The sequence below is a fragment of the Cellulomonas sp. NPDC058312 genome, assembly GCF_042880135.1.
GTDB lineage: Bacteria > Actinomycetota > Actinomycetes > Actinomycetales > Cellulomonadaceae > Cellulomonas.
In genome coordinates this window covers 404172-430592 of record NZ_JBHVZE010000001.1, presented here as the reverse complement: position 1 = coordinate 430592, position 26421 = coordinate 404172, and the positions used below count along the sequence as shown (strand labels likewise).

Genomic DNA, 26421 nt, shown 5'->3' with positions numbered 1-26421 from the left:
CGCGCCCCCGCCCGCCCCGCACGCCGCCGCCCAGCCCACGCGCGCGTCGGCCCTGCGTCGAGAGGTCACGACACGCTGGGACGCGTCCCGCCGCACCCGCGAGTCGTGACCTCTCGCCATCGGGGCGCGGCGGGGTCGGGGCGCGGCGGGGTCGGGGCGCGGCGAGGTCGGGGCGCGCGCGGGGGTCGGGGCGCGCGGCGGGGGCGGAGGGCGCGGAGGGCGCGGGGGCGCGGGGGGCGTGGGGGGCGCGGGAAGGTCAGCGGCGGCGGGGGGCCAGGTCCTGCTGGAGGACCAGGGCCGCGGCGCCGACGGCGGCGGCGTCGGCGACGTGCGCGGCGAGGGCGACCCGCACCCCGTGCTGGCCGCCGGCGTGCAGCTCGGCGCGGAGCCGGCGCGCGACCACGTCCACGTAGAGCGAGCCCGCGGTGCTGAACGCCGGACCGGCGAGGACCACGGAGTCGACGTCGAGCAGGTTCGCGACGGTCACGGCCGCGTCGGCGAGGTAGCCGGCGGACTCCTCGACGAGCTCCACCGCGAGCGCGTCGCCCTGGACGGCCGCGGTGGCGACGGCGCCGAAGTCGACGATCGGGTCGCCGTCGGGGCTGAGCCGGGCGCTGGTGCGGCGGCCGGCGGCGACGGCGCGCCGGGCCCGGCGGGCGACCGCGTGCGGGGCGGCGAGCTCCTCGAGCGTCGGCCCCGGGTCGCGCGTCGCGGCACCGTCGGCGCCCGGCACGGCAGCGCCCCCACCCGGCGCGACGCCGCCCGCGCCCGGCGCCGCGGACCGGTGCAGGTGCATCCGCCCGATCGGCCCGGGGTTGCCGCTCGCGCCGCGGTAGACGGTGCCGCCGACCACGATGCCGGCACCGAGGCCCGCCCCCATGTAGAGCGTGCAGTGCGCGACGGAGCCGGCGGTGCGGCCGGCCCAGTACTCGCCGACGGCCGCGGCGGTGGCGTCGTTGTCCATCACGACCGGCAGCCCCACCGCGGCGCCGAGCCTGGAGCGCACCGGGAAGCCCTGCCAGCGGTCGAGCGACCGGGACACCGCGATCGCCCCGGCGTCGAGGTCGAGCGTCCCGGGCACCGCGAGGCCGAGGCCGACGACGCCCCGCCGGCCGACGCCGGAGGCGCGGAGGAGGACGTCGACGTGCCGGGCGATGGTGGCGACGACCGCGTCGGGCTGGTGCAGGCGGGCGCCGCGGACCCGGGTGCGGGCGACGACGGCGCCCCGGGCGTCGGTAAGGACCACGACCAGCCAGTCCGCGCCGAGCTGCACCCCGACGGCGCACCGCGCGAGGGGGTCGAGGGTGAGCATCACCCGCGGCTTGCCGCCGGTCCACTCGCGGTCGCCGGTCTCGCGCAGCAGGCCCTCGTCGAGCAGCGCGCGCACGGCGTGCGAGATCGCGGCCTGCGTCAGCCCGGTGAGCTCGGCGAGCTCGACGCGGCTGATCGGCGCGCGGGTCCGGACGAGGTCCAGCACCCGGGTGCGGCTGCTCGACGGGGCGCGGCCGCCGCGTCGGGGGACGGTCTGCCCACCCTCGACACCGTCCATGCCGCTCAGCATGGCACGCGCGCGACCCCCTGCCCGACCCCCACGGCACCCCCGGGCGGGTGACGTCGTGGCGCCCCCGCGACGCGTGCCGCCGGGACCGCTCCCCCGGCCCGGCCGCCGTGCCATGCTGGGCGACCATGACGAGGAACCCCGGCACCCCCGACCGGCACGGACCGGGCGTCCGGGTGGGCCTGGCCCTGCTGCCCGCGGACGACGACGGCACGCTGGAGCCGTTCTACGCGGACCTGCTCGCGGGCATGGAGGAGGCGCTCGACGCGCGGGGCGCGAGCGTGTTCGTGCACGTGGTGCCGGACCTCGACGCGGAGCTGGTGGCGTACCGGCGGTGGGCGCGCGAGGGCCTGGTCGACGCCGTGGTGATCTCGGACCTGGTCGACTCCGACCCGCGCGAGCAGGCGTGCCGGGACCTGGGCCTGCCGTCGGTGCTGCTCGGCGGCGAGCCGGGCGACGGCCGCTGGGTGGTCGACTACGACAACGACGGCGCGATGCGGACCGCGGTGGCGTTCCTCGCCGACCTGGGTCACCGGCGGATCGGCTGGGTGTCGGGCCCGCAGCGCTACCGGCACACGCAGGTGCGCGCGGCGGCGTTCGCCGAGGCGGTCGCGGCGGCCGGCGCGCAGGGCGTGCACCGCGAGGGCGACTACGGCGAGGCGAGCGGCGCGGCCGGCACCGCGGAGCTGCTCGCGCTGCCGGAGCCGCCGACGGCGATCGTCTACGACAACGACCTCATGCCCCTGGCGGGGTTGCGCGAGGCGGAGCGCCGGGGCGTGCGGGTGCCGCAGGACCTGTCGGTGCTGGCCTGGGACGACTCCGCGAACGTGCGCATCTCGCACCCGCCGCTGTCGGTCGTGAGCCGGGACGTGCACGAGCTCGGCGCCCTGACCGCGGAGGTGCTGCTGCGCGCTGTCGAGGGCGGCGCCCCGGGGACGACCCGCACCCCGGGGGTCCGGGTCGTCCCGCGGGACTCGACGGCGCCGCCCCGCGCCTGAGCGGGGCTGCGCCTCACCCCCGCCCGCCTCGGACCCGCCCGCCTCAGACCCGCACGGCGTGCAGCACCAGCGCCTGCGCGGGCCACAGCGCGGGGATCTGCAGCCCCACCGTCCCGAGCACGGCACCGGGCAGCACCACCTCCCCGACGGAGAGCCACGGCGGCGTGATCCAGCCCCACCGCGCGGGGCCGACCTCGTCGCGCAGCCGCACCCGGTAGCGCGCGTCGGGGTCGAGCCCGTGCAGCCGGACGGGCTCGGGGCGGGCGTCCTCGAGCGTCGCGACGGTCGCGACCGTCCACACGCCGGCGGACCGGTCAGGTGCGACGGCGCCGGTGACGCGCAGCGCGGGGTCGCGGACGTCGGCGTGCACGGCGACGCCGGTGTGGATCAGCCCGCGCAGCTCCCGGTACAGCGCGGCGAACCGGGTGAGCACGGCGACCTCCTCGTCGGGGCAGCCCAGCACGTCCCACTCGAACCCGGCCGACCCCATCAGGCTGGTCGCGAGCCGGTACGACAGGTCGACGGTCCGGCCGGAGCTGTGCGCGGTGGGCGGTCCGACGTGGCCGCCGACGAGCTCCGGCGGGAGCAGCAGCTGGGTCCACCGCTGGATGTCCTGCCGCTCGACGGCGTCGTTGGAGTCGGACGCCCACACCCGGTCCGTCACCTCGAGCACGCCGAGGTCGCTGCGCGCCCCTCCGGAGGAGCAGGACTCGATCTCCAGGCCCGGGTGCCGGGACTTGAGCTCGGCGATCAGCGCGAGCGCCGCGCGGGTCTGCACCCCGACCCCGGGTCGCCCCTCGTGCCGGGCGTCGACGAGGTCGCGGTTGTGGTCCCACTTGATGAAGTCGATGCCGAGCTCCCCGACCAGGGCGTCCATCTGCCGCAGGACGTGGGCGTACGCCTCGGGCCGGGCGAGGTCGAGCACGTACTGGGTGCGGAACGACAGCCCGTCGGGCGCGGGCACCTGCGCGAGGTCCTGGAGCAGCCAGTCGGGGTGCGCGCGGGCCACGTCGGAGTCGAGGCTGACCATCTCGGGCTCGAACCACAGGCCGAGCTCCATGCCGAGGCCGTGCACCCGCTCGGCCAGCGGCGCCAGCCCGTCGGGCCAGACCGCGCGGTCCACCTCCCAGTCGCCGAGCCCGCGGGTGTCGTCCCGGCGGGCGAGGAACCAGCCGTCGTCGAGGACGAACCGCTCGACGCCGATCGCCGCGGCGCGCTCGGCGAGCCGGAGCACGGTGGCGGAGTCGTGGTCGAAGTACACGGCCTCCCAGGTGTTCAGCACGAGCGGCCGGGGGCGCCGGGGGTGCTGCGGCCGCGCGCGCAGGGACGTGTGGAACCGCGCTGTGACGCCGTCGAGCCCGGCGTCCGACCACGCGAACCAGGCGACCGGTGCGGCGTGCTCCTCGCCGGGCGCGAGCACCACCTCTCCGGGCCGGACCAGCTCGCCGGCGCCGAGCACGGTGGGCTGGTCGGGCAGCCGGTCGGTCCGGTAGGTCGCGTCGGCGGCCCAGGCGAGGTGCACCGCCCACACGGCGCCGGACCGGTCGCGCGGGCGGCCCTCGCCGTCGGACAGCGCGAGCAGCCACGGGTGGTCGTGTCCGGGGCGTCCGCGGCGGGTCTGGCGCGCGAGGCTGCCGCGGGCGAGCGGTCCGGTCGCCGGGGCCTTCTCCCGGGTCCACCGGCCGGCGAACGTCGTGGCGGTGTCCGCGCGGGTGGGCACGGGCAGCGTGGCCTCGAGCGCGTGCACCTCGACGGGTCCGGGGGCGTCGGCGTCGAGCGCCAGCCGGTGCACCACCCCGACGAGTCCCCCGGGCTCGAGGTGCACGCGCGAGCGCAGCGTCAGCCCGGCCGCCGGGTCGTGCGCGACGACCTCGGCGGCGTGCCCGTCGGCGTCGGCCCGCACCTCCGCGGTCACCCACGCCGGGGTGAGCGGCACCCCGTCGCGCACCAGCTGGACCCCGGGCCGGCCGGGCCAGCCGTCGGTCTCCTGGGGCAGCAGGCTCGGCTGGGCGGCGGCGTCGAGCGTGCCGGGCGGGGTCTGCCGGTCGGTGGCGGCTCGCAGCGCGGTGAGGTCCGCCGGGGTCAGCGGGCCGAGGTCGGCGCCCCAGTGCTGGACCTGCGGCAGCCCGGCGGCGGGCTGCGCGAGCACGACCGCGACGCCGTCGCGCCGGAGCACGGCCCAGCCGGTGATCGCGGGGGTGGGAGCGGGGGTGGGGACGGCGACGGTCACGGGCTCTCCTTCGAGTCGGTGCGGTGCGGGTGCGGTGCGGTGCGATGCGATTCAGGGCGGGCGGCGGGCGGCGGGCGGCGAGACGGGGATCACGCGGAGCTGAGCGCGACGGGCGCCGCGGGAGCCGCCGGTGCCGCGGCAGGTCGTCCGAGCGGCGACCGCAGCACGACCAGCGCGCCGCCCACGGCCGCGGACACCCGGACGTCGCGGGACAGCCGCACGTGCACGGGCCGGAGCAGCCGCGCGAGCGCCCCCGCCTCGACGGCCTCCTGCGCCCGCTCGACGTAGAGCGGGCCGGCGACGCCGAACCCGGGACCGGCGAGCACCACGGTATCCAGGTCGAACAGGTTCATCAGGGTGACCGCGGCGGTGCCGAGCCGGCGCGCGGAGTCGTCGACGAGCGCGAGCGCGGCCCGGTCCCCGGTGACGGCGGCGCGGGCGACGCGCTGGAAGTCCGCGAGCTGCGCGTCGAGCCCGCCGTCGAGGCCGAGCCGGGCCGCGAGCGCGGGGTCGTCGAGCGCGCGGTGCACCACCGCCCCGGGGCCGGCGAGCACCTCGACGCAGCCGCGGCTGCCGCACGCGCACGCCGGGCCGGCGGGGTCGACGGGCACGTGCCCGATCTCGACGGGGTTGGCGGTGCGGCCGCGGTACACCTCGGACTCGGCGATCACACCGCCGCCGATGCCGGTCGCCATGTAGAGCACCCCGAACGTGTCGACGTCGAGCGCGCCGACCCACTGCTCGCCGACGGCGGCGGCGGTCGCGTCGTTCTCCAGCAGGACGGGCAGGTCGAGCAGCGCGGACAGCGTCGCCGTCAGCGGGAACTCGCGCCACTCGGGCGTCGGCTGCCCGGTGAGCACCATCCCGGCCTCGCGGTCCTGCGGCCCGTGGGTGACGAGGCCGACGCCGAGCACCCGCTCGCGCGCGATGCCGGTGCCGGCCAGCAGCAGGTCGATGTGCCGGGCGAGCTCGGGCAGCGTGTCCGCGGGCGCGCCCCGGCCCACGCCGCGCACCCCGGCCGACGCGATCCGCCGTCCGGCGAAGTCGGTGACCACGACGCTGCTGGCGCACCGGTCGAGCTGCACGCCGACGGCGTACCAGGCGGTGGCGTCGAGGCCGATCAGCCGGCGGGGCGAGCCGACGCCGCCGGTCAGGCGGCCGACCTCGTGCACCAGGCCCTCGCCGATGAGGTCCCGGACGACGTGCGTGATGGTGGCCGCGGTGAGGCCGGACCGGTCGGCGAGCTCGACGCGGCTGACCGTCCCGTGGGTGCGGATCAGGTCGAGGACGAGCGCGCCGGTCGCGGCGCGGGACGGGGCTCGCATGTCGCGACCATATCTTGACATGGTTAATTTACGCACGTAACGATATGCGGGCGTCACCCAGGGCCGCACTGCCGCGGCCACGACCAGACCGTCGGCCGCGACGGGTGGAAAGGACCAGCGATGTTCCTCAGGTCAGCACGGGCGCCCCGGCGCCGTCCCCGTCAGGTCACCGGCGTCGTCGCCGGCGCCGCCGCCGTCGCCCTGCTCGCCACCGCGTGCAGCGGCGGCAGCTCGGGCGGCTCGGGCAGCACCGGCGCCTCCGGCGACGGCAGCACCCTCGTCGCCTACACCGGCCAGTCCGGGGACTACCAGATCAACTTCAACCCGTTCTCCCCGTCCCGGATCGGCGGCCTCGGCCCGATCTACGAGCAGCTGTTCTTCATCAACAAGGCCCAGGAGTCCGACCCCGTCCCGCTGCTCGGCACCGAGTACGCCTGGAACGACGACGGCACCGAGCTCACCGTCACCCTGCGCGAGGACGTCACCTGGACCGACGGCGAGCCCTTCACCGCCGACGACGTGGTGTTCACGTTCGACCTGCTCAAGGACACCCCCGCGATCAACAACATCGGCTACCAGGGCACCGCGACCGCCACCGACGACACCCACGTCGTGTTCACGTTCGACGCCCCCGCGTTCGTCGGCGGCCCGGACGTCCTGTCCGCCGTGCCGATCGTCCCCGAGCACCTGTGGGCCGACGTCGACCCGACCGCCGACGTCGTCGAGCAGCCCGTCGGCACCGGCGCGTTCGAGCTCGGCGACTTCAAGCCGCAGGCGTTCACCTACACCGCCAACCCGGACTACTGGGGCGGCGAGCCCGAGGTGAAGACCATCCGGTTCCTGTCGCTGTCCGGCAACACCGCCGGCGCGGACGGCATCGCGAACGGCACCATCGACTGGCAGACCGGCCCCGTGCCGGACATCCAGAACGTCGCCGAGAACTTCCCCGGCTACGACACGCTGACCGCCGCCCAGAACCAGATGGTCCTGGCCACCTGCTCCAGCGTCGAGCAGGGCTGCTCCGGTCCGCAGACCGACCCGGCCGTGCGCCAGGCGCTCTACCTCGCGATGGACCGGACCCAGCTGAACCAGCTGGCGTTCGAGGAGACCGCGTCCGAGATCTCCCCGACGTTCGCGCTGACCTCCACCCAGGAGTCGTTCATCTCCGACGCGGTCGAGCAGCCGGTCGCCCCCGAGAAGGCCGACCCCGACGGCGCCGCCGCGGTGCTCGAGGCCGCCGGCTGGGCGAAGGGCTCCGACGGCATCTACGCCAAGGACGGCCAGAAGCTGACCGTCACCGTCGAGGTCGTCTCCGGCTGGACCGACTACATCACCGCCGTGCAGACCATCGCGCAGCAGGCCAAGGCCGCGGGCATCGACCTGCAGACCGCGCAGTCGTCGTGGAACGAGTGGACCGAGCGCCGCACGCAGGGCAACTTCCAGCTCGCGATCGACTCGCTCTGGCAGGGCCCCGCGCCCGACCCGTACTACCTCTACACGTACTTCTTCTCCTCGGCCGCGTCGGCCCCGGTCGGCGAGGCCGCGGGCAACAACTACTCCCGGTTCGCGAACCCGGAGGTCGACGCCGCGCTCGAGGCGCTGAAGACGCTGCCGCTCGACGACGCCGCCGCCCGGCAGCCGCACTTCGACACCATCCAGTCCGCGGTCGTCGAGGACATGCCGTACATCCCGATCCTGACCGGCGGCACCACGAGCGAGTGGAACGTCGAGCGGTTCACCGGCTGGCCCACGCAGGACGACATGTACGCGTTCCCGGCGGTCTGGTCCGCGTTCGACGCGGCCGAGATCTTCAAGCGGCTCGAGCCCGCGGCGGGCTGAGCGACTGCGGGCCGCCGGCACCCCCAGCGGGTGCCGGCGGCCCGGAGCCCCACCCCGTCCTCGCCTACCCAAGGGGTCGCCGAAGTGAACTACGTCCTGCGCAAGCTCGGTTTCTACGCCGTGGCCCTCTGGGCCGCCGTCACCCTGAACTTCCTCATCCCCCGCCTGCTGCCCGGCAACCCGGTCGACATCATGCTGACCAAGCTGCAGCAGCGCGGCGGCACCGTGACCCCCGAGACCCGCGCCGCCTACGCCGCCCTGCTCGGCGGCGACAGCACCGACTCCCTGGTCAGCCAGTACGTCACGTACCTCGGCAACCTGCTGCGCGGCGACCTCGGCGTCTCGGTCACCTACTTCCCCGCCCCGGTGAACGAGGTCATCGGCACCTCGATGCCCTGGACGGTGGTGCTGGTCGGCATCGCGACCGTGCTCGCCGCGACGATCGGCGTCCTGCTCGGCGCGTTCGTCGGCTGGCGGCCCGGCACCTGGCTCGACTCGATGGTCCCGGTGACCACGCTGCTCGCGGCCGTGCCGTACTTCTGGCTCGCGCTCGTGCTGGTCTACCTGCTGTCGCGGGTGCTCGGCTGGTTCCCGTCGCAGGGCGGGTACGACGTGGTGCTCGACCCCGGCTGGACGCCCGAGTTCATCGGTTCCGCGATCGAGTACGGGTTCGTGCCCGCGCTGACCATCGTGATCGCCTCCATCGGCGGCTGGCTGCTCGGGATGCGCAACATGATGGTCTCCACGCTGTCCGAGGACTACGTGCTGACCGCCCGCGCCAAGGGCCTGCCCCAGAACCAGATCCTGCGGAACTACGCCGCGCGCAACGCCGTGCTCCCGTCGATCGCCGGCTTCGCGATCTCGCTCGGGTTCGTCGTGTCCGGGTCGGTCGTCACCGAGCAGGTGTTCTCCTACCCCGGCATCGGCTCCCGGCTGCTGGCGGCGGTCACCAACAACGACTACGCGCTCATGCAGGGCGTGTTCCTGTTCATCACCCTGGCCGTGCTCGGCGCGAACCTCGTCGTCGACCTCCTGTACGGCCTCATCGACCCGCGCACCCGCGCGAAGGCCTGAGGGGAGCCGGCGATGACGAACATCGGACCGGACGTGCAGGTGGCCGTCGAGGGACCCGGCGGCCCGATCGAGACCACCGGGCGGGACCGCGCGCCCGAACCCCGGGCGCCGGGTCGGCGACCGCGCGCCGCGTGGCGGCTGCTGCTGCCCACCATGACCCCCTGGCTCGCCACGGGCCTGGTCCTGGTCGGCGCGATCGCGCTGTTCGGCCTGGTCGGGCCGTACCTGGTCGGCGACCCGGACGCGATCGGCGACATCGGCCTGTCGGGGCCGTCCGCGGAGCACTGGCTCGGCACCACCCAGACCGGGCAGGACGTGCTCGCCCAGCTCGCGCACGCCACCCGCGGCTCGCTGCAGATCGGCCTCATGGTCGGCGTGATCGCCACCGTGCTGTCCGCGTTCTTCGGCATCTACGGCGCGTACCTCGGGGGCGTCGCGGACGAGGGCTTCTCGCTGCTGTCCAACGTGTTCCTGGTGATCCCCGGCCTGCCGCTGGTCATCGTCATCTCGGGGTTCGTGCCCCGGGAGAGCCGCGGGCTGTGGACCATCGCCGTGGTGCTGGCCCTGACGTCGTGGGCGGCGTCCGCCCGGGTGCTGCGCGCGCAGACCCTGTCGGTGCGGTCCCGCGACTACGTGGCCGCGTCCCGGCTGTCCGGGGAGAAGCCGTGGCGGGTGATCGGCGTCGAGATCCTGCCGAACCTGCTGCCGGTGCTGGCGTCGCAGTTCGTGTACGCGGTGATCGCGGCGATCCTCGGCGAGGCCGGCCTGTCGTTCCTCGGCCTCGGCGCCTCGAACTCCTCGACCCTCGGGACGATGCTGTTCTACGCCCAGAACGGGTTCGCCCTCCCGCTGGGCGCCTGGTGGTGGTTCGTGCCGCCGGGCCTCGTGATCGCCCTGTTCGGCATGGGGCTGTCGCTCATCAACTTCTCGATCGACGAGATCATCAACCCCCGGCTCAAGACCGCCCGCACCGCGCGTCGCCGCGCGAAGGCGTCGGCCCGGTCCGCCAGGAAGGCCGCCTGATGACCGCCCTGTCCGAGTCCGCCCCGGCCGCGTCCGCCCCCGCGCGCCGGCCCGTCCTCACCGTCCGCGACCTCACGGTCGTCTACGACGTCGACCCGCCCGTCACCGCCGTCCGCCACGCCTCGCTCGAGCTCGGCCGCGGGGAGATCCTCGGCCTGGCCGGCGAGTCCGGCTGCGGCAAGACGACCCTGGCCTACGCGATCAACCGGCTGCACCAGGCACCCGCCCGGATCGCCGGCGGCTCGGTGGTGTTCCACGACCGGGACGGCACCGACGTCGACCTGCTCGCCCTCGACGACGAGCCGCTGCGCCGGTTCCGCTGGTCCCAGCTGTCGATGGTGTTCCAGGGCGCGATGAACTCGCTCAACCCGGTGCGGACCATCGGCGCCCAGCTCGACGACACCCTGCGGGCGCACGCCCGGATGTCGCGGGCCGAGCGGCGCGCACGGTCCGCGGACGTGCTCACCCGGGTCGGCGTCGACCCCGGACGGCTGCGGTCGTACCCGCACGAGCTGTCCGGCGGGATGCGGCAGCGGGTGATGATCGCGATGGCCATGCTGCTCGAGCCGCAGATCATGATCATGGACGAGCCGACCACCGCCCTGGACGTCGTGGTGCAGCGCGAGATCCTGCGGGAGATCGTCCGGCTGCGCGACGAGCTCGACTTCGCGGTCGTGTTCATCACCCACGACCTGCCGCTGCTGCTCGAGATCAGCGACCGGATCGCGGTGATGCTCGCCGGGGAGATCGTCGAGCTGGACACCGCCGCCCGGCTGCACCGCGCCCCCGCGCACCCGTACACCCGCCGCCTGCTGGGCTCGTTCCCGAGCCTGTCCGGCGAGCGCGGCGCGTTCATCCGCGAGGGCGACGACCGCCCGGTCGAAGGAGATCTGGCATGACCAGCGTGCACGTGACCAACCTGACCAAGGACTACGCGCTGCGCTCGGGCCTGCGGCGCACCCGGCTGCGGGCCGTCGACCGGGTGTCGTTCGACCTGGTGCCGCGGCGCACGGTGGCGCTCGTCGGCGAGTCGGGCTCCGGCAAGTCCACGATCGCCAAGCTGCTGACCCGGATGGAGAAGCCGTCGTCGGGGCGGATCGACGTCCAGCTCGACGACCGCACGCCCGTGATGGGCTCGGTCTACCAGCGGCACGTGCAGATGGTGTTCCAGGACCCGTTCGCGTCGCTGAACCCGTTCCACACCATCGAGCACCACGTCGCGCGCCCGCTGCGGATCCACCACCGCACCCACGACGCGGCGAGCACGCACGCCCGGGTCGTGGAGATGCTCGAGCGGGTCAACCTGCACCCGGCCGAGGAGATCGCCGCGCGCCGGCCGCACGAGCTGTCCGGAGGGCAGCGCCAGCGCGTCGCCATCGCCCGGGCCCTGGCGCCCGGCGCGCAGGTGCTGATCGCGGACGAGCCGGTGTCCATGCTCGACGTGTCGATCCGGCTCGGGGTGCTCAACCTCCTGGGCCGGCTGCAGCGCGAGGACAACCTCGCGGTCCTCTACATCACGCACGACCTGGCGACCGCGCGGCACTTCTCCGACGAGATCCTGGTGCTCTACCGCGGCCGGGTCGTCGAGCGCGGCCCCGCGGACGCCGTGATCCTCGACCCGCACCACGACTACACGAAGATGCTCGCGATGGCCGCGCCCGACCCCGACCGGGTCGGCAGCGTGGGCCGCGACGGGGACACCGCGATCGCGCGCGACGCCATCGACAACTCGGTCTGCTACGACCACGGGCTCGGCGCGTGGGTGCCGATCGACGACGCCGAGGACGCCGCGCGTCAGGCCGCCCGGCTGGAGCGGACCCGTGGCTGAGGCGACGCCCGTGGCCGACGCGGTGTTCGCGAGCGCCGTCGTCCCGGCGGCCGGACCGCCGCGCGCCGTCGAGTGGCCGACCGACGGCCTGTCCTACGGCGGCGACTACAGCCCCGAGCAGTGGCCGCGCGAGGTGTGGGAGCAGGACGTCCGGCTGATGGCCGAGGCGGGCGTCAACGTCGTGACGCTCGGCGTGTTCTCCTGGGGCCTGGTCGAGACCGCCGACGACGTGTGGGACTGGACCTGGCTGGACGAGGTCGTCGCGCTGCTGCTCGACCAGGGCATCCGGATCGACCTGGCGACCCCGACGGCCGCGCCGCCGTCCTGGCTGCACACCGCGCACCCCGAGGTGCTGCCGTTCGACGCCGACCTCTACCAGCAGCCCCCGGGCGGGCGGCTGGCCTGGTGCCCGAGCTCGCCGGTGTTCCGGCGGTACGCGCTGCGGTTCGTCGAGGCCCTCGCCCGGCGGTACGGCCGGCACCCCGCGGTCCGGCTGTGGCACGTCAGCAACGAGCTCGGCGGCGGGAACGCCCGCTGCTACTGCGACGTGTCCGCCGCGGCGTTCCGCGACTGGCTGGCGCACCGGTACGGGTCCGTCGACGCCGTCAACGCGGCGTGGGGCACCGCGCAGTGGGGCCACCGGTTCGGCGCGTGGGAGCAGATCCTGCCGCCGCGCGGCAAGCACGGGGCCCCCAACCCCGGGCTGTACCTCGACTACGAGCGGTACTCCTCCGACGCCCTGCTCGCGCACTACCTCGCCGAGAAGGCCGTCCTCGAGCAGCACTCCGACGCGCCCGTGACCACGAACATGATGGTCGGCCCCGGCGCGCAGGTCGTCGACTACGCGTCCTGGGCGCCGCACACCGACCTCGTCGCGAACGACCACTACACGCTGGTCGACGACCCGGACCGCGAGCAGGACCTCGCGTTCGCGGGCGACCGGATGCGCGGCATGTCCGCCGGGCGCCGCCCGTGGCTGCTGATGGAGCACTCCACCGGCGCGCCGTCCTGGCAGCAGCGCAACCGCGCGAAGGACCCCGGCGAGATCGCGCGCAACGCCCTGGCCCACGTCGCCCGCGGGTCGGACGGCGCCCTGTTCTTCCAGTGGCGCGCGTCCACGGCGGGCGCCGAGCAGTTCCACTCCGCGATGGTGCCGCACAGCGGGACCCGGTCGCGGATCTGGCGGGAGGTCGTCGAGCTCGGCGGCCACCTGCGGGCGCTCGCCGAGGTGCAGGGCTCCGTGGTCGAGCCCGCCCGCGCCGCGATGGTCGTCGACGACGTCGCCGGCTGGGCGCTGCAGCACGGGCTCACCCCGCACCGCGCGCTGCGGTACGGGCGCGAGCTGCGGACCTGGCACCGGGCCCTGTGGGAGCGGCAGGTGCTGTGCGACGTCGTGCCGCCCGGCACCGACCTCGACGGGTACGACCTCGTGCTCGTGCCCACGCTGCAGGTGCTCTCGGACGCCGAGGCCGACCGGCTGCGCGCCGTGCCCGCCCGCGGCGGCACGCTGCTGGTCACCTACCTCACCGGCGTGTGCGAGCCGACCGGCCGGGTGCGCCCGGGACTGGGCGCGCTCGCGGACGTGCTCGGCGCGTGGACCGACGAGTTCTACCCCCTCCAGGCCGGCGAGCGGGTGCGGCTCGACGACGGCAGCACCGTCGAGGACTGGACCGAGCGCGTCGAGCTCGACGGCGCGGAGGCCGTCGTCCGGTACGCGACGTCGTCCCTGGCCGGCGGCGCGGCGGTCACCCGGCGGCAGGTCGGCGACGGCGCCGCCTGGTACGTGTCCGCCGCGCTCCCCCGCGACGGCGTGGACCGGGTGGTCGACCGGCTGGTGGAGGAGGCCGGCCTGCCGCGCACCGCCGAGGCCGAGGCCGGCGTCGAGGCCGTCCGACGCGTCGGCGCGGACGCGTCGTACCTGTTCCTGCTCAACCGCACCGACGCCGACCGGAAGGCCACCGCCGCAGGCACCGACCTGCTCACCGGCACCGACCACGGCCCGGTGACCACCGTGCCCGCCGGCGGGGTGCGCGTCCTGCGCGAGCACCCCGCGACCCCCTGACCGACCCTGACCCACGCCGAGCCCAGCGACACCCCGAGACCCTGCGACACACCGGGAGCGACCCCGTGCAGCACCACGACCTGACCGACGGCTGGACCGTCACGCCCACCGCCGGCCCCGTCCCGGCGGGCATCGGCACCCTCGACGCGGCCGTCCCCGGCTCCGTGCACACGGACCTGCTCGCCGCGGGCCTGATCCCCGACCCGTACCTCGACGCGAACGAGGACGCCGTGCGCTGGCTGCACGACACCGACTGGCAGTACGAGCGCGGCCTGACCCTGGCGCCCGCGGCGGACGGCGAGCGCGTCGACCTCGTGCTCGACGGCGTCGACACCGTCGCCACCGTCGCGGTCGGCACCCGCGTGCTGGGCACGTCCGCCAACATGCACCGGTCCTACCGCTACGACGTGCGCGACCTCGCCGACGGGCGGTCCCGGCTGCTCACCGTCGACCTGCGGTCCGCGACCGCCTACGGCGACGAGCTCCGCGACGCCCTCGGCGCCCGGCCGTCCGCCTACAGCCCCCGGCCGTTCAACTTCGTCCGGAAGATGGCCTGCTCGTTCGGCTGGGACTGGGGGCCCGACCTGCGGACCCTCGGGCTGTGGAAGCCCGTGCGCGTCGAGCGCTGGTCCGTCGCACGGCTCGCCCGGGTCCGGCCGCTCGTCGCGCTCGACCCCGACGGCACCGGCCGCGTCGCCGTGCACGTCGACGTCGAGCGCTCGGGCCTGGCGCCCGCCGGCCCGCTGACCGTGCGGGCGACGGTGCTCGGGGTGTCGGCGTCGGTCTCGGTCCCCGCGGGCGCGGACACCGCCGCCGTCGAGCTCGCCGTGCCCGACGCCCCCGTGTGGTGGCCCGTCGGGCACGGCACGCAGCCGCTCGCCGACCTGGAGGTGACGCTGGCCGCCGACGCGCCGTCCGCCGACGCGCCGCTCGACACCTGGCGGCGCCGGATCGGGTTCCGCTCGGTCGTGCTCGACACCGCCGACGACGAGCACGGCACCCGGTTCACGCTGGTCGTCAACGGCCGGGCGGTCGACGTGCGCGGCGCCAACTGGATCCCCGACGACCACCTCGTCACCCGGATCACCCGCGAGCGCCTCGACGCCCGGCTGGACCAGGCGCTCGGCGCGCACCTCAACCTGCTGCGCGTCTGGGGCGGCGGGATGTACGAGTCCGAGGACTTCTACGCCGCGTGCGACGAGCGCGGGCTGCTCGTGTGGCAGGACTTCCTGCTGGCCTGCGCCGCCTACCCCGAGGAGGAGCCGCTGCGCTCCGAGATCGAGGCCGAGGCGCGGGAGAACGTCGTCCGGCTGATGCCGCACCCCTCGCTCGTGCTGTGGAACGGCGGCAACGAGAACCTGTGGGGCCACGAGGACTGGGGCTGGAAGCAGGAGCTCGGCGACGCCACCTGGGGCCGGTGGTACGCCGAGGAGCTGTTCCCCGCCGTGCTCGCCGAGCTCGACCCGACCCGGCCGTACGCGACGAACAGCCCCTTCACGCCCCGCCGCGACCCCGAGGACGTGCACCCCAACGACCCGGACCACGGCTCGCACCACCAGTGGGAGGTGTGGAACCGCGTCGACTACACCGTGTACCGCTCGGAGATCCCCCGGTTCTGCTCGGAGTTCGGCTTCCAGGGGCCGCCCGCCTGGCGCACCCTCGCCGAGTCGGTGCACGCCGCCGACGGCGGGCCGCTCGCCGGCGCGCCCGCCCCGCAGGAGGACCCGGTGTTCCTCGTGCACCAGAAGGCCGAGGACGGCAACGGCAAGCTCGACCGCGGCATGGCCCCGCACCTCGGGGTGCCCGCCGACTTCGCGGACTGGCACTGGGCGGCCCAGCTCAACCAGGCCCGCGCCGTCCGGCACGCCGTCGAGCACTACCGGTCCTGGTGGCCGCGCACCGCCGGCTGGATCGTGTGGCAGCTCAACGACTGCTGGCCCGTCACCTCCTGGGCGGCCGTCGACGGCGCCGGGCGGCCCAAGCCGCTCTGGTTCGCCCTGCGCGCGGCCGGCGAGCCCCGCGCGGTGTTCCTCACCGAGCGCGACGAGGTGCTGCACGTGGTCGTCACCAACGACACCGACGAGCCGTGGACCGGCACCGCCGAGGTCCGGCGCGAGTCCCTGGTCGGCGTCGTCGCCGCGGCCGCGCACCTGCCCGTCGAGGTCGCGCCGCGGTCCGTGGCCGTGCTGCCCGTCCCCCGCGACGTCGCCACCCCCGGCGACCCGGCGGCGGAGGTCGTCCTCGCGCGGTGCGGCACCGGGCCCGACGCCCGGCTCGCCACGTGGACCGCCGTCGAGGACGTCGACCTGCACCTCGACCCGGACGCCGTGCGCGCCACCGCCGCCCGGGAACCCGGCGGTTACCGCGTCGACGTCGTCGCCCGGTCCTACGCCGCCGACGTCACGCTGCACGTCGACCGGCTCGCCGCCGACGCCACCGTGGACCAGGCCCTCGTCACCCTGCCCGCCGGTGAGCGCGCCACGTTCCACGTCCGCACCGCGGAGGTCCTCGACCTCGCGGCGCTCGTCGCCGCGCCCGTGCTGCGGTCCGCGAACGACCTGCGGGGCGTCGCGCAGCGCGAGATCCCGCAGGACCTCGGCGCCGCACCGGCTCCGCTCGAGGCCGAGGCCGTCCGGTGACCGCGCCCCGCCGGTTCCCGCCGGACTTCCTCTGGGGCGCCGCGACGGCCGCGTACCAGATCGAGGGCTCGGTCACCGCCGACGGCCGCGGCCCGTCGATCTGGGACACCTTCTCCCGCACCCCCGGCGCCGTGCTGAACGGCGACACCGGCGACACCGGGACCGACCACTACCACCGCCTCGACGAGGACGTGGCGCTGATGGCCGACCTCGGGCTGCGCGCCTACCGGTTCTCCGTCGCCTGGCCGCGCGTCCAGCCCACCGGCCGCGGCCCCGCCGAGCAGCGCGGGCTCGACCTGTACCGCCGGCTCACCGACCGGCTGCTGGACCGCGGCATCGCGCCCGTCGTCACCCTGTACCACTGGGACCTGCCGCAGCCGCTGGAGGACGCCGGCGGGTGGCCCGAGCGCGACACCGCCTGGCGGTTCGCCGACTACGCCGGCCTCGTCGCCGACGCCCTCGGCGACCGGGTGCACCTGTGGACCACCCTCAACGAGCCCTGGTGCTCCGCGTACCTCGGGTACTCGTCGGGCGAGCACGCCCCCGGCGTCCAGGACCCCGCGCGGGCCCTCGCCGCCGTGCACACGCTCAACCTCGCGCACGGCCTCGGCGCCCGGGCCGTCCGGGCCGCCGCCGGGGACGACGCCCCGGTGTCGATCACCCTCAACCTCGAGGTGAACCGCGCCGCCACCGACGACCCCGCCGACGTCGCCGCCAAGGACCGGCTGGACCGCGTCGCCAACGAGGTGTTCCTCGGGCCGCTGCTCGACGGCGCCTACCCCGACGGGGTCGTCGAGGAGACCGCGCACCTCACCGACTGGTCGTTCGTGCGGGACGGCGACCTCGACCTGGTGCACACCCGCCTCGACGCGCTGGGGGTCAACTACTACACGACGTCCCTGGTCCGCGCCGCGACCGGGCCCGCGACCGCCCCCGCGCACGGCCGCGCGTCCGCGGAGCAGCGGCCGCCCGCCGACGTCGCCACCGGCGTCGAGTGGCTCCCCCAGGCCGGACCGCACACCGCGATGGACTGGCTGGTCGACCCCGCCGGGTTCACCGAGCTGCTGGTGTCCCTGCACCGGCGGCGGCCCGACCTGCCGCTGTACGTCCTCGAGAACGGCGCCGCGTACCCCGACGTCGTCACCCCCGACGGCCGGGTGCACGACGCCGAGCGGGTCGCGTACCTGCACGCGCACGTCGAGGCCCTCGGGGCGGCGATGGACGCCGGCGCGGACGTGCGCGGGTACATGGCGTGGTCGCTGATGGACAACTTCGAGTGGGCGTTCGGGTACGAGCGGCGGTTCGGGCTGGTGCACGTCGACTACCCGACGATGACCCGCACCGTGAAGGACTCCGGGCACTGGTACCGGCGGCTCGCGACGACGGGCGAGCTTCCGGCGGTGGACGCGGTGGACGTGGACGCGGCGGAGGTGGACGCGGTGGAGGTGGACGCGGCGGCGCCGGCCCGCTGATCCCCGCGGCGGTCCGGACCCTCGTCAGAACGGCGGCGGGCCGAACCGCTCGTCCTGCCGCGGCGACCACCCGGGTGGCGGCGCGGGGTCGCGTCCCGGCTCGACCGTGTAGACCTGCCCGGTCGGGGTGACCCAGCGGAACCGTCCCGGTTCGACCTGGGTCAGCCGAAAACCGCCGGTGGTCTTCAGCAGGTGGTCGCGCCGGCAGAGCAGCCCGAGGTTGTCGGCGCTGGTGGTCCCGAGCGGGCTCGCGTCCGCGCCCGCCTGCCCGGGCTGCGCCGGCTGCCCGGGCTGCCGGTGGTACTCGCGGGTGTGGTCGACGTCGCAGCAGCGTGCGGGCGCGGAGCAGCCCGGCCGGACGCAGGTGCGGTCGCGGGTCCGGACGTGCTCGTCGAGCGCGGCGGTCGGCCGGTAGCGGGTGCGCCCGAGGTCGAGCAGCGAACCGGACAGCGGGTCGGTGACCAGCCGCCGCCACACCCCGCCGACCGCGAGCGCGCGGGCCGTCGCGGCGTCGACGGGGCCGTACCCGGCGAGCTCGCCGGGCCGGTCGTCGACGCCCATGAGCGTACTGAAGGGCACGGTGACGTGGACGGTCGTCGTGGGGCGGCGTCGGCGCGAGTGGCAGGTCTCGTCGGCGAGGTCGCCGGGGTGCTCGACGTCGGCCGCCGTCACGCCCGCGAGGACCACCCCGTCCACCAGCACCGCGTGCGGCGCGGCGGCGTCGTCGGCGTCGGGCGGGGCAGAGGCAGGCACGGCAGAGGCGGGCACGGCAGAGGCGGGAGTCGCGTAGCCCGGCAGACCGGCGTCGGGCACGGCGAAGGCAGACCCGGCACCGCCCGGCCCGGCGGCGACGTCCCCGGACGCCGTCACGGTCGGCAGCGCCACCGCGCACGCGCGGTGCAGCACGAGGTCGGTCAGCCCGTCGGCGCGCAGCTGGTCGACGGTGCGCGGGTCGCCGGCGGCGCGCGCGGTGCGGGCCGCCGCGTCGAGGGTCGTGTGGATCCGGGTGGCATCGGGCGCCGCGAGCACGGCGGTCAGCCGCGCCATCCCGTCGGGCAGCGGGCGCGGTCGCTCCACGCACCGCCGGGTGCGCGCGTGCTGCCGGCGCGCCGCGGCCTCGGCCGGGTCGACGGTGATCAGCGCGCGGTCCACGTCCGCGGCGAGCTGCGTGGCCGTGCGCCCCGGCGCGGCGGGCAGCACCGCCTCCTGCACGTCGAGCGTCACGGGGACGGGCAGGCCGGCCAGCCGGTCGACGAGGACACCGGCGCGCGTCGCGTCGATCTGCCCGCGGGCGAGCGCCGCACCCGTGTCGCCGAGGTCGCGGTCGAACGCGAGCCCCTGCCGCAGCAGCCGCCGGCCCTGCCGCCGCGACCACGCCAGGCGCATCGCGACCTCCTCGGGCGTGACCGTCTTCTCCCCCTCGGGGATCCGACCCCGCCCGAGCACGGGGTGCATGGACGCGCGCCGGTCCAGCAGCGCCGTGTACCGGGCGGCGCAGGCGTGCGCCCACGCGGCCTGCCGCACGGCGGCGTCGACGAGCTCCACGAGGTCGGCGTCGGACACGTCCGCCGGGTCGATCAGGGTGAGCAGCTCGGCGAGCTCCGGGCCGGGCGCGACGGCGGCCACGTCCGGCGCGGGCGCGTGGGGTCCGGTCTGCCGCGGACGCGCGACGGCCTCCGCCTCGGGATCGGTCTCGTGGAACGGGAAGCGCGTCATCGGGTCGGGTGCCGTGCCCGCCTCCACGGTGCGTGCCCACCGCCCGCGCGCACCCGCACCCGCCCCCGCACCCGCAGCCCGACCGGACCGGCCGCCGCGGCTCCCGAGGGCGCGCGACGACCGGACGGCGGCGTGTCGTCGCAGGTCAACGGGCATGAAACCACCCTAGGACCGACCACTGACACGCCCCCGCGGCCCCACCCCTTGCCGCCGCGCACCCCGGGGTCCACGATGCTCGCTGACACGGCCGCGGCCGTCGGCCCCCGCCGGCGCCCGCACCGCCGCGCCGCCCCGTCCCTGCCCGCTCCCGGAGGCGCCGTGCCCACGCTCGAGCTCATCGTCGTCGTCCTCGTCGCCCTGCTCGTCGGCACGGCCCTGGGCCGGCGCCTGCACGTCGCCCCGCCGCTGGTCCTGCTGGTGCTCGGCCTGGCGCTCGGGTTCGTCCCGGCGTTCCGGGGGCTGACCGTGCCGCCCGAGCTCGTGCTGCTGGTCGTCCTGCCCGCGCTGCTCTACTGGGAGAGCCTGACGACGTCGCTGCGGGAGATCCGGGCGAACCTGCGGGTGATCGTCCTGGTCAGCGTCCTGCTCGTGCTGCTCACCGCCGGGGCCGTCGCCGTCGTGCTGCACGCCCTGGGCGTCCCGTGGGGGCCTGCGTGGATCCTCGGCGGGGTGCTCGCGCCCACGGACGCGACCGCCGTCGCGGGGGTCGCCCGCGGGATGCCGCGCCGGACGCTGACCACGCTGCGCGCCGAGAGCCTGGTGAACGACGGCACCGCGCTGGTGATCTACGCGATCGCGGTGCACGCCGTCGCCGAGCCGGTCACCGGCGGCTACCTGGCCGGGCGGTTCGCGGTGTCCTACCTCGGCGGGGCCGCGGCGGGCGTCGCCGTGTGGTGGCTGGCGGTGCAGCTGCGGGAGCGGGCGCGCGAACCGCTGCAGCAGAGCGTCGTCAGCCTGCTCACGCCGTTCGCGGCGTTCCTGCTCGCGGAGCTCGTGCACGCCTCCGGCGTCCTGGCCGTCGTCGTCGCGGGCCTGCTGATCAGCCAGAGCGGTCCGCGGGTCATCCCGGCGGCCGCCCGCGTGCAGTCGCAGTCGTTCTGGGCGGTGGTGAGCCACGTCCTGAACGGCGGGCTGTTCGTGCTGGTCGGGATGCAGCTCATCACGGCCGCCGACGGGCTGTCCTCGACCGACACCTGGCACGCCGTGGGCTGGACGGCCGCCGCGTTCGTCGCGGTCATCGGCACGCGGCTGCTGTGGTTCCACACCACGCCCTACGTCATCCGCGCGATCGACCGCCGCCCGGTCCAGCGCACCCGCCGGGTGGGCTGGCGGCACCGGATGCCGAGCGCCTGGGCCGGGTTCCGCGGTGCGGTGTCGCTGGCCGCGGCGCTGGGTGTCCCCGAGACGACGGCCGACGGGGCGCCGTTCCCGGGGCGCGACGTGATCGTCTTCGTCACGGGCGGCGTCATCCTCGCGACGCTGCTCGTGCAGGGCCTCACGCTGCCGGCCGTGGTGCGCTGGGCGCGGCTGCCCGCCGACGACGCGCTCGAGGACGAGCGGCACGAGGCCGAGGTGGCCGCCACCCGCGCCGCGCTCGAGGCCCTGCCCGCCGAGGCGGACCGGCTCGGCCTGGGCGGGAAGATCGTCACGAAGCTCGAGGCCGAGTACCGGATGCACGCCGAGGCGCTGGAGCAGACCGACGACGACACCGCCGGCGGGCGGGCCCGGGAGCGGGACTTCGAGGCCCTGCGCCTGGCCGTGCTCGCCCACAAGCGCGCCGCGGTCGTGCGGCTGCGCGACGAGCAGCGGATCGACGACATCGTGCTGCGCGAGGTGCAGGCCCAGCTGGATGCCGAGGAGGTCCGGCTCACCCGCGGCGCGCTCGCCCCGGAGTAGCCCCACCGCAGGCGCCCGCGCGCACGGCCCAGCGCACGGCCCCCGAGCGGGTGTCGGTGGGTGGCGGCACGATGGCGGCATGCTGCTCGCCGACGTCGCCGCCACCTCCGCCGCCCTCACGGCGACGCGCTCCCGCCTGGCCAAGCGCGCGCTGCTCGTCGACCTGCTGCGCCGCACCGGACCCGACGAGGTGCCCGTCGTCGCCCGGTACCTGGGCGGCCAGCTCCGGCAGCGGCGCACGGGACTCGGCTGGCGGTCGCTGCGGACGCTGCCCGAGCCGGCGGCCGACCCGACGCTGGACGTGCTCGCGGTGGACGCCGCGTTCGAGCGGATGGCCGGGCTGTCCGGCACCGGCTCGACGACCGCCCGCGCCGCCGCGGCGGCGGAGCTGTTCGGGGCCGCGACCGCTCCCGAGCAGCACCTGCTCGCGGGCCTGGTCTCGGGCGAGCTGCGCCAGGGTGCCCTCGACGCGCTGCTGCTCGACGCGGTCGCCGAGGCCGCGGGCGTCCCCGTCGCCGAGGTCCGGCGCGCCGCGATGCTGGCCGGCGCCACCGAGCCCGTCGCGGCGGCCGCCCTCGCCGCTCCCGACGCCGCCGCCGCGAGCGCCGCCCTCGCCGCGTTCGGCCTGACGGTCGGCCGGCCGGTGCGCCCGATGCTCGCGGCGTCCGCGCCCGACGTCGCCACCGCGGTCGCGGGGTTCGGCGGCCGCGCGGTGGTGGTGGACGCGAAGCTCGACGGCATCCGGATCCAGGTGCACCGCGACGGCGACGACGTGCGCGTGTTCACGCGGAGCCTCGACAACCTCACGGACCGCGTCCCGGAGGTCGTCGCCGCGGTCCGCGCCCTGCCGGTGCGGTCGGTGGTGCTCGACGGCGAGGCGCTGGCGGTCGGGCCCGACGGCCGGCCCCGGCCGTTCCAGGAGACCGCCGCCCGCAGCGCCACCCGTGACGCCGACGTCGCGGCGGCGACCACCCTGCACCCGTTCTTCTTCGACGTCCTGCACGTCGACGGCCGCGACCTGCTCGACGCGCCGCTGACCGAGCGGCTCGCCGCGCTCGACGCCGTCGCCGCGGGGCACGGCGTCGAACGGCTGACCACCGACGACCCGGCGCGCGCGCAGGACGCGTTCGCCGGATGGGTGGCCGCGGGCCAGGAGGGCGTGATCGTCAAGGACGCCGACGCGCCCTACGAGGCGGGCCGGCGCGGCGGCGCGTGGGTGAAGGTCAAGCCGCGGCACACCCTCGACCTGGTGGTGCTCGCGGTCGAGCGCGGGTCGGGCCGACGCGCGGGGTCGCTGTCGAACATCCACCTCGGCGCCCGGGACCCCGCGGGCGGGTTCGTCATGCTCGGCAAGACGTTCAAGGGCATGACCGACGAGGTGCTGGCGTGGCAGACCACGCGGTTCCGCGAGCTCGAGGTCGCCGACGACGGCTGGGTCGTCACCCTGAGGCCGGAGCAGGTCGTGGAGATCGCGTTCGACGGCGTTCAGCGGTCCACCCGCTATCCCGGGGGCGTGGCCCTGCGGTTCGCCCGCGTCGTGCGCTACAGGGAGGACAGGACGCCCGAGGAGGTGGACTCGATCGCGACGGTGCAGTCGATGCTCCATCCACAGGATGGCCCGAGTATGTGACTGTCTCGCTCCAGCGGTCCCTGCCACCATGTGCCTCGTGAGCAAGCGAGACGGCAAGGAGCGGATGCGTGAGGTGCGCGCGCTCGTCATGGAGTGGGACGCGATCGGTGTTGCCGACTTTCCTGAGGCGGCGGACGAGTACGACTGCATGATCGGGCCGCTCTACGGGCACCTGCAGAGAGGCGCCGATGCCCGCTTCCTGTGCGACTGGATCGCGCGCGAACGCGTCGACCACTTCGGCCTCAGCCCCGATCTGGGCGCCGATCGCGCCCTTGCAGACGCGCTCGTCGCATGGTGGACCGCCCGCTCATCGCGTCGGTGATCGGGTTGCCTGCACGACGTTCACGGGCATGACCGACGAGGTGCTGGTGTGGCAGACCGCGCGGTTCCGCGAGCTCGAGGTCGCCGACGACGGCTGGACGGTCACGGTGCGCCCGGAGCAGGTCGTCGAGGTCGCGTTCGACGGGGTGCAGCGCTCACCCCGGTACCCGGGCGGGGTCGCGCTGCGGTTCGCGCGGGTGCTCCGGTACCGGGACGACCGGGCCGCGGGCGAGGCGGACACGATCGACGCGGTGCGCGCACTGGCTGCGCCCGCGAACAACTAGGACCAAGGTCCTACCTCACCCGGGACCTCCCGCCGATGGGACGGACGCGGGGCGCAGGGGGCGCCCCCTGTTCCCCGGAGACTCCTGTGCACACCACCACCAGCACCGCCCGCCCGTCGCTCGCCTCCTGGGTGCGCGACCGCGGGGTCAGCACCCGGGTCGTCGCGGCCGTCCTCGTCGCCGCCGCCGTCGGCGTCGCGGTCGGCCTGATCGGCATCTCGGCGCTGTCCACCACCAACGCGGCCACGACCGCGATGTACGAGCAGAGCTTCACCGGCCTGCAGCACGCCGCGACCATGCGCCGCGCGATGATCCAGATGCGGCTGGACCTCACCAACCACGCCCTGAGCACCGACGACACGGTGATGGGCCAGATGGAGGACCGGATCGCCGCGAGCGAGTCCGAGCTGCACGACGCCGTCACGGCGTACGGCGCGCTGGACCTCGACGACGCGGAACGCGCCGCCCTCGCCGACTTCGAGACCGCGCTCGCGCAGTACCTCGAGATCCGCGACGACCAGATGCTGCCCGCGAGCCGCGCGGGCGAGCTCGAGACGTTCGCCGAGGTCCGCGACACCGTCGCCCAGCCGGTCATCGACGCGATGACCTCGTCCGTGACCACGCTGGTCGAGGGCGAGGAGGCGGCCGCCTCCGCGGCGGCCGAGCACGCCACCGCCGCCTACCAGGACAGCCGGACGACCGTCGTCGCGGTGCTGGTCGTCGGCATCGCGCTGGCCGTCGGGCTGGGGCTGCTGGTCGCCCGGTCGATCGTCCGGGGTCTGCAGCGGGTCCGCCGGGTCGCGGACGCCCTCGAGCGCGGCGACCTCACCGTCACCGCCGGGCTGACGTCCCGCGACGAGGTCGGCCTCATGGGCTCGGCGCTCGACACGGCCGTCGGCACGCTCCGGGAGGTGCTCGGCACCATCGACGCGTCGTCGGGCACCCTCGCCTCCGCCGCGGAGCAGATGTCCGCGACCAGCGGGCAGATCGCGGCGTCCGCCGAGGAGACCGCCGCGCAGGCCGGCGTGGTGTCCGCCGCCGCCGAGCAGGTGTCGCGGAACATCCAGACGGTCGCCGCCGGCTCCGAGGAGATGGGCGCGAGCATCGAGGAGATCGCCCGCAGCGCGTCCCGGGCGGCGGAGGTCGCCGGTCGCGGGGTCGCCGCGGTGGGCACCACCACCGCGACGATGGACCGCCTCGACGAGTCGAGCAAGGAGATCGGCAACGTCGTCAAGATGATCACGTCGATCGCCGAGCAGACCAACCTGCTGGCGCTGAACGCGACCATCGAGGCCGCGCGTGCGGGTGAGGCGGGCAAGGGGTTCGCGGTCGTGGCCGGGGAGGTCAAGGAGCTCGCCCAGGAGACGGCGAAGGCCACCGAGGACATCGCCCGCCGCGTCGAGTCGATCCAGGTCGACACCCGCGGCGCGGTCGCGGCGATCGACGAGGTCGCGGGCATCATCACGCAGATCAACGACTTCCAGCTGTCGATCTCCAGCGCCGTCGAGCAGCAGACCGCGACGACCTCGGAGATGAACCGCAGCGTCGTGGAGGCGGCGAGCGGCTCCGGCGAGATCGCCGCCAACATCGCCGGGGTCGCGGGCGCGGCCGACCTCACCACGCAGGGCGCGGCGGACTCCCGGCACGCCGTGACGTCCCTGGCCGAGATGTCCACCGAGCTCAAGGGGCTGGTGGGGCGGTTCCGGGTCTGAGACGGGCGCGGGTCAGGGACGGTCGGGCGCCAGCGGCCGACCGCCCTGGCCCCGCTCCATCCAGTCGCCCGGGTCCGCGACGCCGTGCCAGCCCAGCCGCTCGTACAGGGCGCGCCCGTCGGCGGACGCCTTCAGCACGACGCGCTTCAGGCCGAGCGGCTCCAGGTCGGCCAGCACCCCGGCGACGAGCAGGCGACCGAGGCCCCGCCCCCGGTGCTCCGGCGCCACGACGACGTCCGCGAGCCACGCGAAGGTGACCCCGTCCGTGATGACGCGCGCGTAGGCGACCTGCTCCCCCGTCGCCGTCAGGTGCACGCCGTAGTTGCGGGAGCCCGCCATCGCCGCGTCGTGGGTCTCCCGGGTGCGGGTCGCGGCCCAGTACGTGTGCTCGACCAGCAGGGCGTGCACCCGCTCCGGGTCGATCCGGGCCGGGTCGGCCGAGAACGCGTAGCCGTCGGGGGCGGCAGGTGTGGACACGCGCGGTAGTCAACCACCCGGGCTGCGGCGGCGGGTAGACCGCCCGCGCCCGCACGCACCCGCCCGTGCACGACGAAGGCCCGGACCGTGTGGTCCGGGCCTTCGTCACCGATCTGCATCGGCCTGTGTAGCGGGGACAGGATTTGAACCTGCGACCTCTGGGTTATGAGCCCAGCGAGCTACCGAGCTGCTCCACCCCGCGTCGGTGAGCACCACGCTACGCGACGCCCGGGCCAGGACCAACTCGGGCGGGGGTGACGGTCGACACGTCGGTCGACCTCGCCGCGATCGGAGGCCCGGGGCGGTCCCGTCGACCCCGTCGACCCCGTCGACCCCG

At 75.8% G+C, this 26421-nt stretch carries 18 protein-coding genes, 1 tRNA gene and 1 pseudogene; 14 read left to right on the top strand and 6 right to left on the bottom strand.

Annotation, left to right across the window (positions count from 1 at the left end):
- Positions 1–256 precede the first annotated feature (256 nt).
- On the bottom strand, positions 257–1549 hold the full coding sequence (locus ACFVXN_RS01970; protein WP_389226428.1) for an ROK family protein: 1293 nt from the start codon (positions 1547–1549) through the stop codon (positions 257–259).
- Between the two features lie 137 nt (positions 1550–1686).
- Between ACFVXN_RS01970 and ACFVXN_RS01965 the strand changes: the two genes are divergently transcribed.
- Complete coding sequence (locus ACFVXN_RS01965) at positions 1687–2556, top strand: LacI family DNA-binding transcriptional regulator (RefSeq protein WP_389226425.1); 870 nt, start codon at positions 1687–1689, stop codon at positions 2554–2556.
- Positions 2557–2599: 43 nt separating this feature from the next.
- Here the strand turns inward: ACFVXN_RS01965 and ACFVXN_RS01960 are convergent, their stop codons facing one another.
- On the bottom strand, positions 2600–4786 hold the full coding sequence (locus ACFVXN_RS01960; RefSeq protein ID WP_389226422.1) for an alpha-galactosidase: 2187 nt from the start codon (positions 4784–4786) through the stop codon (positions 2600–2602).
- Between the two features lie 89 nt (positions 4787–4875).
- The gene (locus ACFVXN_RS01955) at positions 4876–6111 is read right to left on the bottom strand and encodes an ROK family protein (RefSeq protein WP_389226419.1); all 1236 of its coding nucleotides are present in this window, start codon (positions 6109–6111) and stop codon (positions 4876–4878) included.
- Positions 6112–6231: 120 nt separating this feature from the next.
- On the opposite strand from ACFVXN_RS01955, the gene ACFVXN_RS01950 reads away from it, so the two are divergent.
- From ACFVXN_RS01950 to ACFVXN_RS01915, 8 genes are all read left to right on the top strand, one after another.
- On the top strand, positions 6232–7950 hold the full coding sequence (locus tag ACFVXN_RS01950) for an ABC transporter substrate-binding protein (protein WP_389226416.1): 1719 nt from the start codon (positions 6232–6234) through the stop codon (positions 7948–7950).
- 84 nt (positions 7951–8034) lie between these two features.
- Positions 8035–9024 carry an ABC transporter permease gene (locus tag ACFVXN_RS01945; protein WP_389226413.1) on the top strand — a complete coding sequence of 330 codons (990 nt, stop codon included), beginning with the start codon at positions 8035–8037 and terminating at the stop codon, positions 9022–9024.
- Between the two features lie 12 nt (positions 9025–9036).
- Entirely contained in the window at positions 9037–10047 is a 1011-nt protein-coding gene (locus ACFVXN_RS01940; protein WP_389226411.1) for an ABC transporter permease, read from the top strand.
- Positions 10047–10946, top strand: a complete 900-nt coding sequence (locus ACFVXN_RS01935; RefSeq protein ID WP_389226408.1) for an ABC transporter ATP-binding protein — start codon at positions 10047–10049, stop codon at positions 10944–10946. Before ACFVXN_RS01940 ends, ACFVXN_RS01935 begins: the two co-directional genes overlap by 1 nt.
- Positions 10943–11875 (top strand): ABC transporter ATP-binding protein, encoded by a 933-nt coding sequence (locus ACFVXN_RS01930; RefSeq protein ID WP_389226405.1) that lies wholly within the window; start codon positions 10943–10945, stop codon positions 11873–11875. Before ACFVXN_RS01935 ends, ACFVXN_RS01930 begins: the two co-directional genes overlap by 4 nt.
- Positions 11868–13937, top strand: a complete 2070-nt coding sequence (locus ACFVXN_RS01925; RefSeq protein ID WP_389226402.1) for a beta-galactosidase — start codon at positions 11868–11870, stop codon at positions 13935–13937. Before ACFVXN_RS01930 ends, ACFVXN_RS01925 begins: the two co-directional genes overlap by 8 nt.
- 65 nt (positions 13938–14002) lie before the next feature.
- The gene (locus ACFVXN_RS01920) at positions 14003–16576 is read left to right on the top strand and encodes a glycoside hydrolase family 2 protein (RefSeq protein WP_389226399.1); all 2574 of its coding nucleotides are present in this window, start codon (positions 14003–14005) and stop codon (positions 16574–16576) included.
- The gene (locus ACFVXN_RS01915; protein ID WP_389226397.1) at positions 16573–18048 is read left to right on the top strand and encodes a GH1 family beta-glucosidase; all 1476 of its coding nucleotides are present in this window, start codon (positions 16573–16575) and stop codon (positions 18046–18048) included. Before ACFVXN_RS01920 ends, ACFVXN_RS01915 begins: the two co-directional genes overlap by 4 nt.
- A gap of 24 nt (positions 18049–18072) precedes the next feature.
- Here ACFVXN_RS01915 and ACFVXN_RS01910 read toward each other — a convergent pair whose 3' ends face one another.
- Positions 18073–19764 (bottom strand): DUF222 domain-containing protein, encoded by a 1692-nt coding sequence (locus ACFVXN_RS01910; protein ID WP_389226394.1) that lies wholly within the window; start codon positions 19762–19764, stop codon positions 18073–18075.
- A gap of 231 nt (positions 19765–19995) precedes the next feature.
- Here ACFVXN_RS01910 and ACFVXN_RS01905 point away from each other — a divergent pair, with 231 nt between their 5' ends.
- The 5 genes and pseudogenes from ACFVXN_RS01905 (at position 19996) to ACFVXN_RS01885 (ending at position 25607) form a co-directional block, all read left to right on the top strand.
- Complete coding sequence (locus tag ACFVXN_RS01905) at positions 19996–21660, top strand: Na+/H+ antiporter (protein ID WP_389226391.1); 1665 nt, start codon at positions 19996–19998, stop codon at positions 21658–21660.
- Positions 21661–21739: 79 nt separating this feature from the next.
- Complete coding sequence (locus tag ACFVXN_RS01900; RefSeq protein ID WP_389226388.1) at positions 21740–23290, top strand: ATP-dependent DNA ligase; 1551 nt, start codon at positions 21740–21742, stop codon at positions 23288–23290.
- A 37-nt stretch (positions 23291–23327) separates the two neighbouring features.
- Positions 23328–23612, top strand: a complete 285-nt coding sequence (locus ACFVXN_RS01895; protein WP_389226385.1) for a hypothetical protein — start codon at positions 23328–23330, stop codon at positions 23610–23612.
- 16 nt (positions 23613–23628) lie between these two features.
- A pseudogene (locus tag ACFVXN_RS01890) lies at positions 23629–23895 on the top strand (ATP-dependent DNA ligase); the annotation flags it as partial.
- Between the two features lie 86 nt (positions 23896–23981).
- Positions 23982–25607, top strand: coding sequence for a methyl-accepting chemotaxis protein (locus ACFVXN_RS01885; RefSeq protein ID WP_389226382.1), 1626 nt, complete (start codon positions 23982–23984; stop codon positions 25605–25607).
- Between the two features lie 12 nt (positions 25608–25619).
- Here the strand turns inward: ACFVXN_RS01885 and ACFVXN_RS01880 are convergent, their stop codons facing one another.
- Together ACFVXN_RS01880 and ACFVXN_RS01875 are read right to left on the bottom strand one after the other, a co-directional pair.
- On the bottom strand, positions 25620–26084 hold the full coding sequence (locus ACFVXN_RS01880) for a GNAT family N-acetyltransferase (RefSeq protein WP_389226379.1): 465 nt from the start codon (positions 26082–26084) through the stop codon (positions 25620–25622).
- A 128-nt stretch (positions 26085–26212) separates the two neighbouring features.
- A tRNA-Met gene (locus ACFVXN_RS01875) sits at positions 26213–26286 on the bottom strand.
- Positions 26287–26421 lie beyond the last annotated feature (135 nt).

Coding starts and splice junctions, on each gene's coding strand:
- ACFVXN_RS01970 (WP_389226428.1), bottom strand. CDS start 1,549: ATGGACGGTGTCGAGGGTGGGCAGACCGTCCCCCGACGCGGCGGCCGC.
- ACFVXN_RS01965 (WP_389226425.1), top strand. CDS start 1,687: ATGACGAGGAACCCCGGCACCCCCGACCGGCACGGACCGGGCGTCCGG.
- ACFVXN_RS01955 (WP_389226419.1), bottom strand. CDS start 6,111: ATGCGAGCCCCGTCCCGCGCCGCGACCGGCGCGCTCGTCCTCGACCTG.
- ACFVXN_RS01950 (WP_389226416.1), top strand. CDS start 6,232: ATGTTCCTCAGGTCAGCACGGGCGCCCCGGCGCCGTCCCCGTCAGGTC.
- ACFVXN_RS01940 (WP_389226411.1), top strand. CDS start 9,037: ATGACGAACATCGGACCGGACGTGCAGGTGGCCGTCGAGGGACCCGGC.
- ACFVXN_RS01935 (WP_389226408.1), top strand. CDS start 10,047: ATGACCGCCCTGTCCGAGTCCGCCCCGGCCGCGTCCGCCCCCGCGCGC.
- ACFVXN_RS01930 (WP_389226405.1), top strand. CDS start 10,943: ATGACCAGCGTGCACGTGACCAACCTGACCAAGGACTACGCGCTGCGC.
- ACFVXN_RS01910 (WP_389226394.1), bottom strand. CDS start 19,764: ATGACGCGCTTCCCGTTCCACGAGACCGATCCCGAGGCGGAGGCCGTC.
- ACFVXN_RS01905 (WP_389226391.1), top strand. CDS start 19,996: ATGCTCGCTGACACGGCCGCGGCCGTCGGCCCCCGCCGGCGCCCGCAC.
- ACFVXN_RS01900 (WP_389226388.1), top strand. CDS start 21,740: ATGCTGCTCGCCGACGTCGCCGCCACCTCCGCCGCCCTCACGGCGACG.